The organism is Bacillus sp. FSL E2-0195 (assembly GCF_038003645.1).
In the GTDB taxonomy this organism is placed as follows: Bacteria; Bacillota; Bacilli; order Bacillales; family Bacillaceae_G; genus Bacillus_A; species Bacillus_A mycoides.
This window is the reverse complement of record NZ_JBBOPN010000001.1, coordinates 4366097-4378872: the sequence shown is the minus strand read 5'-3', so window position 1 is coordinate 4378872 and position 12776 is coordinate 4366097. Positions and strand designations below refer to the sequence as shown.

Sequence of the window (12776 nt, the reverse complement as noted above, 5' to 3'; positions counted from 1 at the left end):
CGAACACGAAGGAGGGTCAACATGTCTTTATGGAGTAATAATGCAAATGGATATTGTGGATGTAATAATCAAAATGGTGTGCATGTTGATTCATGCTGTTTTAGTTGCGATGGGACAGTTCCTAAGCTCGGTCCAACAGGCGAAACGGGAGCAACGGGAGCAACGGGAGCAACGGGAGCAACGGGAGCAACGGGAGCAACGGGAGCAACGGGAGCAACGGGAGCAACGGGAGCAACGGGAGCAACGGGAGCAACGGGAGCGACAGGAGCGACAGGAGCAACGGGAGCGACAGGTTCAACGGGAGCGACAGGTTCAACGGGAGCAACAGGAGCAACAGGAGCAACGGGAGCAACAGGAGCAACAGGAGCAACGGGAGCGACAGGAGCAACGGGAGCAACGGGAGCAACGGGAGCGACAGGAGCAACAGGAGCAACGGGAGCAACAGGAGCAACGGGAGCAACAGGAGCAACGGGAGCGACAGGAATAACAGGAGCAACGGGAGCGACAGGAGCAACAGGAGCAACGGGAGTAACGGGAGCAACAGGTCCAACAGGAGCAACGGGTGAAACAGGAGCGACGGGAGTAACAGGTACAAGTATAACTGCGACGTATGCATTTGCGAATAATACATCAGGAGCGGCAATATCAGTGCTTCTTGGTGGGACAAATGTCCCACTTCCAAATAATCAGAATATCGGTCCAGGAATTACAGTTTCGGGGGGGAACACAGTATTTACGGCCGCAAATGCAGGGAATTATTATATTTCATATACAATTAATATAACGGCTTCATTATTAGTTAGTTCGCGAATTACAATTAATGGTGCACCGCTTGCTGGAACTATCAATTCCCCTGCATTAGCAACGACTTCATTTAGTGCGACAATTATTACGACTTTGGCAGCGGGTAGTGCAATTAGTTTGCAGTTGTTTGGATTGTTAGCTGTTGCCACATTATCAACGACTACACCTGGTGCAGTTTTAACGATTATAAGATTAAGCTAAGTAACGTGAACTCTCTTATTCTTTTAAAATGAGGAGAGTTTCTACATATAATAAGAAGTTAAGGAAGTAAAGCATAGTTATATAGAAGTCAGAATATTATGATTGTAACGATGTTACGACTATAATATAATGAAAACAACCATCATGAATGAACATTCATTTATTTTCACAAATATTGGAAGGAGGAATGAGAGTGGAAAAACCTTGGTTGCAGAGTTATCCAGAGGAAATCCCAGGTACGATTTCATATGATATTCAGCCACTTCATGGATATTTAGAGAAAATGGCTGCTCGTTATCCAGAAAAGAAAGCGCTTCACTTTTTAGGTAAAGATGTTACATTTTCAGATTTCCATGACAAGGTAAAGAAATTTGCGAATTACCTTCAAAGGCTTGGCATTGAAAAAGGCGATAGAGTTGCGATTATGTTACCGAATTGTCCGCAATCTGTAATTGGTTATTATGGTACTTTGCTTGCGGGGGGGGTTGTTGTACAAACGAATCCTCTTTATACAGAAAGAGAGCTTGAGTACCAACTTCATGACTCAGGGGCAAAAGTTATTCTTTGCCTGGATTTAGTGTTTCCGAGAGTTACTAATGTTCAAACGGCAACAAAGCTTGAGCATATTATCGTAACCCGTATTGCAGATTTTTTACCATTCCCTAAAAATTTACTTTATCCATTTGTACAAAAAAAGCAGGCAAATCTTGTTGTGAATGTGTCGGAAAGCGAAACGATTCATCTTTGGAAATCGGTAGAAAGAGAAAGTAATGCTGATGTTGAAGTTTCATGTGATCCTGAAAATGATCTAGCCCTTTTGCAGTATACAGGGGGAACGACAGGGTTTCCAAAAGGGGTTATGTTAACGCATAAAAACCTCGTTTCGAACACTTTAATGGGAGCGCATTGGTTATATAATTGTAAAGAAGGAGAAGAGGTAATTCTTGGTGTTCTTCCGTTTTTTCATGTGTACGGGATGACAGCTGTAATGAATTTAAGTATTATGCAAGGATATAAAATGGTGCTTATTCCGAAGTTTGATATGAAAATGGTTTTTGAAGCAATTAAGAAACATAAAGTTACACTATTTCCAGGAGCACCAACCATTTATATTGCTCTATTAAATAGTCCTCTTTTAAAAGAATATGATATTTCTTCAATTCAGGCTTGTATTAGTGGTTCTGCACCGCTTCCTGTAGAAGTGCAGGAGGAGTTTGAGAGAGTTACAGGTGGTAAATTAGTAGAGGGTTATGGATTAACGGAGTCATCACCAGTTACACATGGGAATTTTTTGTGGGAAAAGCGTGTGCCGGGAAGTATTGGGGTACCGTGGCCGGATACAGAGGCAATCATCATGTCACTTGAAACAGGAGATTCATTACCTCCAGGTGAAATTGGTGAAATTGTTGTAAAGGGCCCACAAATTATGAAAGGGTATTGGAATAAGCCAGAAGAAACGGCAGCTGTACTGCAAGATGGCTGGCTCCATACAGGTGATGTAGGATACATGGATGAGGATGGCTTTTTCTATGTGAAAGATCGTAAGAAAGATATGATCGTTGCTAGTGGCTTTAACGTATATCCTCGTGAAGTAGAAGAAGTGTTATATGAACACGAAAAAGTGCAAGAAGTGGTAACAATCGGTGTTCCTGATCCGTATCGAGGGGAAACTGTAAAAGCGTTTGTTGTTTTGAAAGAAGGCGCTGAGTGTTCTGAAGAAGAATTAGATCAGTTTGCACGTAAATATTTAGCAGCTTACAAAGTTCCGAAGGTATATGAGTTTAGAAGTGAGTTGCCGAAGACGACAGTCGGAAAAATTTTACGCCGTGTCCTAATAGATGAAGAGAAGAGAAAGAATGAGGATGAGCAAACGGGCTAAGGCCCTTTCTTTTTGAAAAAATAGGATTGACACTTTTCTAAATAGTCAGTATTATAAGAATATGAATGACTATTCATTCAGTCATCTTCTTGAAGGGGACAGTAAAGTGAAGAAAAATAGACCGAAATACAATCAGATTATTGATGCTGCAGTCATTGTGATTGCGGAGAATGGATACCATCAAGCGCAAGTTTCTAAAATTGCAAAGCAAGCTGGGGTAGCTGATGGCACGATTTATTTATATTTTAAAAATAAAGAAGATATATTAATATCCTTATTCCAAGAGAAGATGGGAGAATTTGTTGAAACAATTCGTCAAAAAATAGCAGGAATTGAAAGCGCTGTAGCGAAGTTATTCATGTTGGTAGAAACGCACTTCTTGCTGTTGTCACAAAATGATCCTCTTGCTATCGTTACGCAATTAGAGCTAAGGCAGTCCAATCAAGACTTGCGCCTTAAAATAAATGAAGTATTAAAAGGCTACTTACAAGTTATGGATGAAATTTTAGAGACAGGTATAAAGCAAGGTGAATTTCAGGCGGATTTAAACGTTCGCGTGGCAAGACAAATGATCTTTGGAACAGTAGATGAAGTTGTGACCAATTGGGTAATGAGCGATCATAAGTATGATCTGGTCGCACTTTCAAAAACGGTACATGGGCTACTTATTGCAGCTTGTGGTTATCGTCAATAATGGGAGGGATCATGTTGAAATTCCTATCTGTAAAAGTTGAAGATCATATCGCGGTGGCGACGTTAAATCATGCGCCAGCTAATGCGATGTCTTCACAAGTTATGCATGACGTTACTGAATTAATCGATCAAGTGGAAAAGGATGATAACATTCGTGTTGTTGTTTTACATGGTGAAGGACGCTTCTTCTCAGCAGGGGCAGATATTAAAGAATTTACATCTGTTACTGAAGCTAAGCAAGCAACAGAGTTAGCACAGCTTGGACAAGTTACGTTTGAGCGTGTTGAAAAATGCTCAAAACCAGTTATTGCGGCAATTCATGGAGCGGCACTTGGCGGCGGCCTTGAGTTTGCTATGTCTTGCCACATGCGCTTTGTAACTGAAAGTACAAAGCTTGGTTTACCTGAATTAACACTTGGATTAATTCCTGGTTTTGCAGGTACACAGCGCTTACCACGTTATGTTGGTAAAGCGAAAGCTTGTGAAATGATGTTAACAAGTACACCAATTACTGGTGCAGAAGCATTACAATGGGGACTTGTTAACGGAGTGTTTTCTGAAGAATCCATTTTAGAAGATACGCTTAAAATTGCAAAACAGATTGCTGGAAAAAGCCCAGCAACAACTCGTGCTGTGCTAGAGTTATTACAAACGACAAAATCGTCTCATTATTATGAAGGTGTACAGCGTGAATCACAGATTTTTGGTGAAGTATTTACGAGTGAAGATGGAAGAGAAGGCGTAGCAGCGTTTTTAGAAAAACGTAAGCCTTCATTTAGTGGTAGGTAGTCCAATTATTTTTTTAATAAAAATTAACAGAATTTTAAAATTGATAGAATCTTTCTGAAAAATAAGGGGGTAAATGGAATGAACATCTACGTACTCATGAAACGAACATTTGATACAGAAGAAAAAATCGTAATTAAAAACGGTGCAATTTACGATGGCGAAGCGGAATTCATCATCAACCCTTACGATGAATATGCGATTGAAGAAGCGATTCAAGTAAGAGATGCACAAGGTGGAGAAGTTACTGTTATAACAGTTGGTGGCGAGGATAGTGAAAAAGAACTTCGCACAGCATTAGCGATGGGCTGCGATAAAGCGGTACTAATTAACATTGAAGATGATGTTGAGAATGGTGACCAATTTACAACAGCAAAAGTGCTTGCTGAATATTTAAAAGATAAAGATGCAGATTTAATTTTAGGCGGAAACGTTGCGATTGACGGTGCATCTGGACAAGTTGGTCCACGCGTAGCTGAAGCGTTAAATATTCCGTACGTAACGACAATTACAAAACTTGAGATTGACGGTACAAACGTGAAGATTGAGCGTGACGTTGAAGGTGATACAGAAGTTATTGAAACGTCATTACCAGTTTTAGTAACGGCACAACAAGGTTTAAACGAACCGCGTTATCCATCGCTTCCAGGTATTATGAAAGCGAAGAAAAAGCCACTAGAAGAAGTAGAATTAGATGATTTAGATCTAGAAGAAGATGATGTGGAAGCAAAAACAAAAACAATTGAAATCTATTTGCCTCCTAAGAAAGATGCAGGAAAAGTGTTACAAGGCGAGCTGCAAGATCAAGTAAAAGAACTTGTATCGTTGCTCCATACAGAAGCGAAAGTAATCTAATAAAATACGAAATTATATATGCAGGAGGGAAAATCTATGGCTCGTAAAGTATTAGTAATGGGTGAAGTTCGTGATGGATCGCTACGTAACGTTTCGTTTGAAGCGGTAGCAGCAGCAAAAACAATTGCAGAAGGCGGTGAAGTGGTAGGTCTTCTAGTTGGAGACAGCGTTGCCTCTTTTGCAAATGAATTGATTCATTACGGTGCAGATCGCGTTGTGACAGTTGAAAATGATAAATTAAAATCATATACATCTGATGGATATGCACAAGCGTTTTTAGCTGTATATGCTGAAGAAAAGCCAGAAGGCATTGTATTTGGACATACGGCACTTGGTAAAGATTTATCACCAAAATTAGCAGCGAAATTAGAAGCTGGTTTAATTTCTGACGTAACGGCTTTAGAAGTTGAAGGTGGAAATGTTATCTTCACTCGTCCGATTTACTCTGGTAAAGCATTTGAGAAGAAGATTGTAACAGATGGTATATTATTTGCGACAGTGCGTCCAAATAACATTGCAACTCTTGAAAAAGACGAGTCTCGCACAGCTGACGTGTCTTCTATTACAGTTGATGTGAAAGATTTACGTACAATCATTCAAGATGTTGTCCGTAAAACTGCAGAAGGTGTTGATCTTTCTGAAGCGAAAGTTATTATAGCTGGCGGACGTGGTGTGAAGAGTGAAGAAGGATTTAAACCGTTAAAAGAATTAGCTGACGTACTAGGCGGCGCTGTTGGAGCATCTCGTGGTGCTTGTGATGCAGAGTACTGTGATTATTCATTACAAATTGGTCAAACAGGTAAAGTTGTTACACCAGACCTATACATTGCATGCGGGATTTCTGGTGCGATTCAGCATTTAGCTGGTATGTCTAATTCAAAAATAATTGTTGCGATTAATAAAGATCCAGAAGCTAGTATCTTCAAAGTAGCTGACTATGGTATTGTCGGTGATCTGTTTGAAGTATTACCTCTTTTAACAGAAGAGTTTAAAAAGTTAAAAGTACATTCATGATTTGAGTACCCTTGAGTTCCAAGTGAAGTACCCCTATATATAGAAAAAGGTGAGAGATCCCCTGTCTCTCATCTTTTTAGTATTTCATCCATATTTTTATATAGTATAAAGGAACATTTTTTTGTTACAATACATAACGATACATAATATTCGCCACGTATAAAAGTTAATGATATACTCTTGGTAGAATATACTTGAAGGAGGAAATAAAATGGCAATTATAAATGCAAATGACCAAAGCTTCGCAGCTGAAACTAGCGAAGGTGTTGTACTATTAGATTTCTGGGCGCCTTGGTGCGGACCTTGTAAAATGATCGCTCCTGTATTAGAGGAAATCGATTCAGAGTTAGGCGAGAAAGTAAAAGTAGTAAAAGTGGACGTTGATGAAAACCAAGAAACTGCTCGTCAATTCGAAGTAATGAGCATTCCAGCTCTTTTCGTATTAAAAGACGGTAAAGTGGTTGATCAAGCGTTAGGATATAAACCGAAAGAAGCGTTAGTAGAATTAGTTTCTAAACACTTCTAAAATAAAGAAGCTACCATTTGGTAGCTTTTTTTATTTTCTTTTTTACAACCTTTCCGTTACAATAAAAGAACGTATGTTGGGTGTTTTGGCATAGTATGTTTTTATGTGAAAATAAAAATGATAAGCATGTAGAAATGGAGGGAGACGAGTGCACGAGCATTTAAAAGAGAAGTTAGCAATTTTGCCCGATCAACCTGGTTGTTATTTAATGAAGGATAAGCAGGGAACGGTTATATATGTCGGAAAAGCAAAGGTACTCAAAAATCGTGTGCGCTCGTACTTTACTGGTTCGCATGATGGGAAAACACTTCGGCTTGTTGGAGAAATTGTTGATTTTGAATATATTGTGACTTCCTCAAATTTGGAGGCTCTTATTTTAGAGTTAAATTTAATAAAAAAATATGATCCAAAATATAATATTCAATTAAAAGATGATAAAACATATCCTTTCATTAAAATTACAGCTGAAAAACAGCCGCGCTTACTCATTACGCGAAATGTAAAAAAGGATAAAGGAAAGTACTTTGGGCCTTATCCAAATGCGCAATCGGCACATGAAACAAAGAAATTATTAGATCGTATGTATCCACTTCGTAAATGTTCAAATATGCCAGATAAAGTTTGCTTGTATTATCATATGGGTCAATGTTTAGCACCTTGTGTGAAAGAAGTAACGGATGAGCAAAACAAAGAAATTGTTGATGAAATTATTAAATTCTTAAACGGTGGGCATAAAGAAATTCGTTCAGAATTAGAAACGAAGATGTATGAGGCTTCAGAAAAGCTAGAATTTGAACGGGCGAAAGAGTTGCGAGATCAAATTGCTCATATTGATGCAATTATGGAAAAGCAAAAGATGATTATGAGTGATTTAGTGGATCGTGATGTGTTTGGATATGCAGTTGATAAAGGGTGGATGTGTGTTCAAGTTTTCTTCGTTCGAAAAGGAAAGCTAATTGAACGTGATGTTTCTATGTTCCCGATTTATGATGAACCAGAAGAGGGATTTTTAACTTTTATCGGTCAATTTTATGAAAACAGTAGTCATTTCAAGCCGAAGGAAATTGTTGTTCCAGGAAGTATAGATTCAGAATTAGTAGAGCGCTTTTTAGAAGTTGAAGCGACACAGCCGAAGCGTGGGAAGAAAAAAGACCTTGTAGAATTAGCAAATAAAAACGCAAAAATTGCACTAGAAGAGAAATTTCACTTAATTGAACGTGATGAAGAGCGGACGGTTAAAGCCATTGATAATTTAGGGAAGCAGCTGGGCATTGAAACCCCATATCGTATTGAAGCGTTTGATAACTCGAATATTCAAGGGACAAATCCCGTTTCCGCAATGATTGCTTTTATCGATGGGAAACCAGCAAAGAAAGAATATCGGAAATATAAAATTAAAACGGTTCAAGGTCCTGATGATTACGAATCTATGAGGGAAGTTGTAAGACGCCGTTATACGAGGGCGCTTAAAGAGAATTTACCTTTACCAGATTTAATCATTATTGATGGTGGAAAAGGCCATCTGGCCGCTACAAGTGATGTTCTGGAGAACGAACTCGGTTTATATATTCCGATGGCAGGGCTTGTAAAAGATGACAAACATAAAACCTCCCATTTAATTATTGGAGATCCACCTGAACCTGTGATGCTTGAGAGGAATAGCCAAGAATTTTATTTATTGCAACGCATTCAAGATGAAGTGCATAGATTTGCAATTACATTCCATCGCCAGTTGCACGGGAAATCGGTCATTCAATCAGCATTGGATGATATTCCAGGAATCGGCGATAAACGAAAAAAGGTATTGTTAAAACATTTTGGCTCGTTAAAAAAGATGAAAGAAGCTTCCATAGCTGAATTTGTCGAAGCAGGTATGCCGAAAAATGTTGCAGAGATGATATATACTTATTTAACAGATAAGAAGACGTTGTAGTTTACAACGTCTTCTGTTTTTTGGTATAATTTCTGAAGATTTAAAATAAACTCATCTGAATGAATATACAAAAAAGTCAACTAAACTTATATGTCTAGTTGACTGTAGGTAGATGCTACACTTCAATGAGATCTTTTATATCCCATTTAACAAGAAATGTAATAGAGTCTGAACGCTTTTTCTGTTCCTCATAGGACTCTGCAACGACGTTTCTTTGTCTTTGAATTTGCTCGGCGATAAATCCAGCTTCTAATTGATAAGATGAATGTCTTTTTTGTTTTTGACGCTCAGTAATAAGTGTACCTTTAAGTTGAAACTGCATTTCACGACGTTTATGTTCAATGATGCTTAAAGTGCCCCAACCAGCTTTTTCAAAAAACTGAATGACTTCTTCAATTGTTTCTAGCGGATATTTTCTCGCAAGGTTTCTACCGGCCCAGTATAAAATACCATCTAAATCGTTACCAATTAAATCAGGTAGTAATTCTTCACGTAGCAATTCATAAGCGAAGGCGTTCAATGAAACATCTTCTAAAGATGTTATATCGATTGTATTTTTGCTCACAATATTCCCCTCTTTCTATAGGGATTATTATATAACATTTTTCATTTATAAAAATAGATTTTTCTTTGGGGAAATCTGAATATATAAGAAAAAAAAAGAATTGGCAAATTATATGCAAATTATGTATACGTTTTCTTGACGCTTCGACAAAAATAGGGGTAAAATGAACTTGGTATTAAATTATGCTGAAATATTTTGAATAATTTTTTCAGTTTTTCTTATGCCAATAGTGAAAAAACATTATTGTTGTAAATTAATCTGAAAACAGCAGTCAAACATTCAAGGGGGTAATGGGGACATGAAAGGCCGCGAGTATACGTTTCGTAAGTGGCACTCATTAATGGGGGTCATTCCGGTTGGTGTCTTTTTGACGCAACATTTAATTGTAAACAACTTTGCAACAAGAGGAGCAGAGGCTTTTAACAAAGCTGCAGGCTTTATGGAGCTCCTTCCATTCCGGTATGCGCTAGAAATTTTCATCATCTTTTTACCTATACTGTACCATGCTATATATGGCTTATATATTGCATTTACAGCTAAGAACAATGCGGTATCTTACGGCTATTTCCGTAACTGGATGTTCGTCTTCCAACGAATTTCAGGTATCGTTACGCTGATCTTCATTTCTTGGCACGTCTGGGAAACTCGTATTCAAGCATTGTTAGGTAAAGAGGTAAACTATGATATGATGGCAGATATTTTAAACAACCCATTTATGTTTGGTTTCTATTTAGTTGGTGTTGTTTCAACAATTTTCCACTTTGCAAATGGACTATGGACATTCTGTATAAGCTGGGGAATTACAGTATCTCCACGTTCACAAAGAATCTCTACTTATGTAACATTAGCTATTTTCTTAGGTCTATCTTATGTAGGTGTGAGTGCATTATTAGCGTTCATCGATCCACAGCTAGCAAACCAGTAAGGAGTGGGAGAGCATGAAAGGGAAACTTATAGTAGTCGGCGGTGGCTTGGCCGGCTTAATGGCAACGATTAAAGCGGCAGAAGCAGGAGTAAATGTTGAACTATTTTCTTTAGTACCAGTAAAACGTTCACATTCTGTATGTGCCCAAGGTGGAATTAACGGTGCCGTAAATACAAAAGGTGAAGGGGATTCTCCATGGATCCACTTTGACGATACAATTTATGGTGGGGACTTCTTAGCGAACCAACCACCAGTTAAAGCGATGTGTGATGCAGCACCTGGTATTATTCATTTAATGGACCGCATGGGTGTTATGTTCAACCGTACGGAAGAAGGACTTCTGGATTTCCGTCGTTTCGGTGGAACACAACATCACCGTACAGCATTTGCTGGCGCAACAACTGGTCAACAATTACTATATGCATTAGATGAGCAAGTACGTCGTCATGAAGTAGCAGGACTTGTAACGAAATATGAAGGTTGGGATTTCTTACGAGCTGTTGTAGATGATGAAGGTGTGTGCCGAGGAATCGTCGCGCAAGACTTACAAACTATGGAGATAAAAAGTTTCCAAGCTGATGCCGTGATTATGGCAACAGGGGGCCCTGGTATCATCTTTGGAAAATCAACAAACTCTATTATTAATACAGGTACAGCAGCGTCTGCTGTATATCAACAAGGTGCATATTATGCGAACGGTGAGTTCATTCAAATTCATCCAACGGCAATTCCTGGAGACGATAAGTTACGTCTTATGAGTGAATCTGCACGTGGTGAAGGTGGACGTGTTTGGACGTATAAAGATGGTAAGCCATGGTACTTCTTAGAAGAAAAATATCCAGCTTACGGAAACCTTGTACCTCGTGATATTGCAACGCGTGAAATCTTTGATGTTTGCGTAGAGCAAAAACTAGGTATTAACGGTGAAAACATGGTGTACTTAGATCTTTCTCATAAAGATCCGAAAGAACTAGATATTAAACTTGGTGGAATTATTGAAATCTATGAGAAATTTACAGGTGATGATCCTCGTAAACTACCAATGAAAATCTTCCCAGCAGTTCACTATTCAATGGGCGGATTATGGGTTGATTATAAGCAAATGACAAGTATTCCAGGTTTATTTGCAGCAGGTGAGTGTGATTATTCTATGCACGGTGGTAACCGCCTTGGTGCGAACTCATTATTATCAGCAATTTACGGTGGTATGGTAGCAGGACCGAACGCAATTGAGTATATGAAAGGTCTTTCTAAATCATCTGATGCTGTTTCATCTACTGTATATGAGCAAAATGAATTAATTGAAACAGAGAAATTTAACAATATTTTAATGCTTGATGGTAACGAAAATGCATATGTTCTTCATAAAGAGCTTGGAGAATGGATGACAGATAACGTTACAGTAGTTCGTGAAAATAAAAAGTTACTAGAAACTGATGCGAAAATTGAAGAGTTAATGGCGCGTTACAAACGCATTAACATTAACGATACAGCAAGATGGAGTAACCAGGGTGCTTCATTTACACGCCAACTTGCAAATATGTTCGAGTTAGCACGTGTTATTACAATTGGCGCATATAACCGTAATGAAAGCCGCGGAGCGCATTACAAACCAGAATTCCCAAATCGTGATGATGCAAACTTCTTAAAAACTACGATGGCGAAATTTGAGGGAGAAGGAAAGGCACCAGCATTCCATTACGAAGAAGTGGATGTTTCATTAATTAAACCACGTAAACGTGACTATTCCTCAAAACATGATGTAGCTGCTAAGGGTGAAGAGAAGGGGGATAAACAACATGTCTGAGAAAACAATCCGCCTCATCATTACGAGACAAGATGGCCCAGATGCACAAGAGTTTGACCAAGAGTTTGAAATTCCATATCGTCCTAATATGAATATTATTTCGGCGCTTATGGAAATTCGCCGTAATCCTGTCGACTCAAAAGGGAACCAAACAACTCCGATTGCATGGGATATGAACTGCTTAGAGGAAGTATGTGGAGCATGTTCGATGGTGATTAACGGAAAACCACGTCAATCATGTACAGCCCTTATTGACCAGTTAGAGCAGCCAATTCGCTTAAAGCCGATGAAGACATTCCCGATTGTACGTGATTTACAAGTTGACCGTAGCCGTATGTTTAACGCGTTAAAACGTGTTAAAGCTTGGATTCCAATCGACGGTACGTACGACCTAGGACCAGGTCCGAGAATGCCAGAGAAAAAGCGTCAATGGGCATATGAACTTTCGAAATGTATGACATGTGGTGTTTGCTTAGAGTCATGTCCGAACGTAAACAGTAAGTCTGACTTTATTGGTCCAGCACCGCTTTCACAAGCACGTTTATTTAACTCGCATCCAACTGGTGAAATGCATAAAGCAGATCGCTTACGTGCAATTATGGGTGATGGAGGACTTGCAAACTGTGGTAACTCTCAAAACTGTGTGCAATCATGTCCGAAAGGTATTCCATTAACAACTTCAATTGCAGCATTAAACCGTGATACAACAATTCAATCGTTCAAAGATTTCTTTGGTAGCGACAATAACTATTAATAAATATTGCCTCTTCATGTTGAAGAGGCAATAT

The 12776-nt window shown here is 38.8% G+C and carries 12 protein-coding genes; 11 read left to right on the top strand and 1 reads right to left on the bottom strand.

The window, feature by feature from the left end; all coding sequences use genetic code 11:
- Positions 1–21 precede the first annotated feature (21 nt).
- From MHH59_RS22555 to uvrC, 8 genes are all read left to right on the top strand, one after another.
- Positions 22–1005: a BclA C-terminal domain-containing protein gene (locus MHH59_RS22555; RefSeq protein WP_340852370.1), complete on the top strand. Its 984-nt coding sequence runs from the start codon at positions 22–24 to the stop codon at positions 1003–1005.
- 193 nt (positions 1006–1198) lie between these two features.
- Positions 1199–2884, top strand: coding sequence for a long-chain-fatty-acid--CoA ligase (locus MHH59_RS22550; protein ID WP_002165019.1), 1686 nt, complete (start codon positions 1199–1201; stop codon positions 2882–2884).
- A 106-nt stretch (positions 2885–2990) separates the two neighbouring features.
- Entirely contained in the window at positions 2991–3578 is a 588-nt protein-coding gene (locus MHH59_RS22545) for a TetR/AcrR family transcriptional regulator (RefSeq protein ID WP_012261773.1), read from the top strand.
- An 11-nt stretch (positions 3579–3589) separates the two neighbouring features.
- Positions 3590–4366, top strand: coding sequence for an enoyl-CoA hydratase (locus tag MHH59_RS22540; protein ID WP_002088868.1), 777 nt, complete (start codon positions 3590–3592; stop codon positions 4364–4366).
- Positions 4367–4444: 78 nt separating this feature from the next.
- Complete coding sequence (gene etfB, locus MHH59_RS22535) at positions 4445–5218, top strand: electron transfer flavoprotein subunit beta (RefSeq protein WP_002184882.1); 774 nt, start codon at positions 4445–4447, stop codon at positions 5216–5218.
- Positions 5219–5254: 36 nt separating this feature from the next.
- Positions 5255–6232, top strand: coding sequence for an electron transfer flavoprotein subunit alpha (etfA, locus tag MHH59_RS22530; protein ID WP_002015402.1), 978 nt, complete (start codon positions 5255–5257; stop codon positions 6230–6232).
- 211 nt (positions 6233–6443) lie between these two features.
- On the top strand, positions 6444–6758 hold the full coding sequence (trxA, locus tag MHH59_RS22525) for a thioredoxin (protein ID WP_000974757.1): 315 nt from the start codon (positions 6444–6446) through the stop codon (positions 6756–6758).
- 148 nt (positions 6759–6906) lie between these two features.
- Positions 6907–8691, top strand: a complete 1785-nt coding sequence (uvrC, locus tag MHH59_RS22520) for an excinuclease ABC subunit C (protein ID WP_002129304.1) — start codon at positions 6907–6909, stop codon at positions 8689–8691.
- Positions 8692–8806: 115 nt separating this feature from the next.
- Here the strand turns inward: uvrC and MHH59_RS22515 are convergent, their stop codons facing one another.
- Complete coding sequence (locus MHH59_RS22515; protein ID WP_002015405.1) at positions 8807–9256, bottom strand: YslB family protein; 450 nt, start codon at positions 9254–9256, stop codon at positions 8807–8809.
- Between the two features lie 298 nt (positions 9257–9554).
- Between MHH59_RS22515 and sdhC the strand changes: the two genes are divergently transcribed.
- The 3 genes from sdhC to sdhB are packed head-to-tail and all read left to right on the top strand — an operon-like array spanning position 9555 to position 12742.
- Positions 9555–10181, top strand: a complete 627-nt coding sequence (gene sdhC, locus MHH59_RS22510; protein ID WP_002015407.1) for a succinate dehydrogenase cytochrome B558 — start codon at positions 9555–9557, stop codon at positions 10179–10181.
- A 13-nt stretch (positions 10182–10194) separates the two neighbouring features.
- A complete protein-coding gene (gene sdhA, locus MHH59_RS22505; RefSeq protein WP_002034228.1) occupies positions 10195–11988 on the top strand; it encodes a succinate dehydrogenase flavoprotein subunit in 1794 nt (597 codons plus the stop codon).
- Positions 11981–12742, top strand: coding sequence for a succinate dehydrogenase iron-sulfur subunit (sdhB, locus tag MHH59_RS22500; RefSeq protein ID WP_002088861.1), 762 nt, complete (start codon positions 11981–11983; stop codon positions 12740–12742). The genes sdhA and sdhB overlap by 8 nt, the downstream gene beginning before the upstream one ends.
- The last annotated feature ends 34 nt before the right edge of the window (positions 12743–12776 follow it).

What these genes read in the sequence shown, in the direction of transcription:
- MHH59_RS22555 (WP_340852370.1), top strand. Translation starts at nt 22, where the DNA reads ATGTCTTTATGGAGTAATAATGCAAATGGATATTGTGGATGTAATAAT.
- MHH59_RS22540 (WP_002088868.1), top strand. Translation starts at nt 3,590, where the DNA reads ATGTTGAAATTCCTATCTGTAAAAGTTGAAGATCATATCGCGGTGGCG.
- etfB (WP_002184882.1), top strand. Translation starts at nt 4,445, where the DNA reads ATGAACATCTACGTACTCATGAAACGAACATTTGATACAGAAGAAAAA.
- etfA (WP_002015402.1), top strand. Translation starts at nt 5,255, where the DNA reads ATGGCTCGTAAAGTATTAGTAATGGGTGAAGTTCGTGATGGATCGCTA.
- trxA (WP_000974757.1), top strand. Translation starts at nt 6,444, where the DNA reads ATGGCAATTATAAATGCAAATGACCAAAGCTTCGCAGCTGAAACTAGC.
- sdhC (WP_002015407.1), top strand. Translation starts at nt 9,555, where the DNA reads ATGAAAGGCCGCGAGTATACGTTTCGTAAGTGGCACTCATTAATGGGG.
- sdhA (WP_002034228.1), top strand. Translation starts at nt 10,195, where the DNA reads ATGAAAGGGAAACTTATAGTAGTCGGCGGTGGCTTGGCCGGCTTAATG.
- sdhB (WP_002088861.1), top strand. Translation starts at nt 11,981, where the DNA reads ATGTCTGAGAAAACAATCCGCCTCATCATTACGAGACAAGATGGCCCA.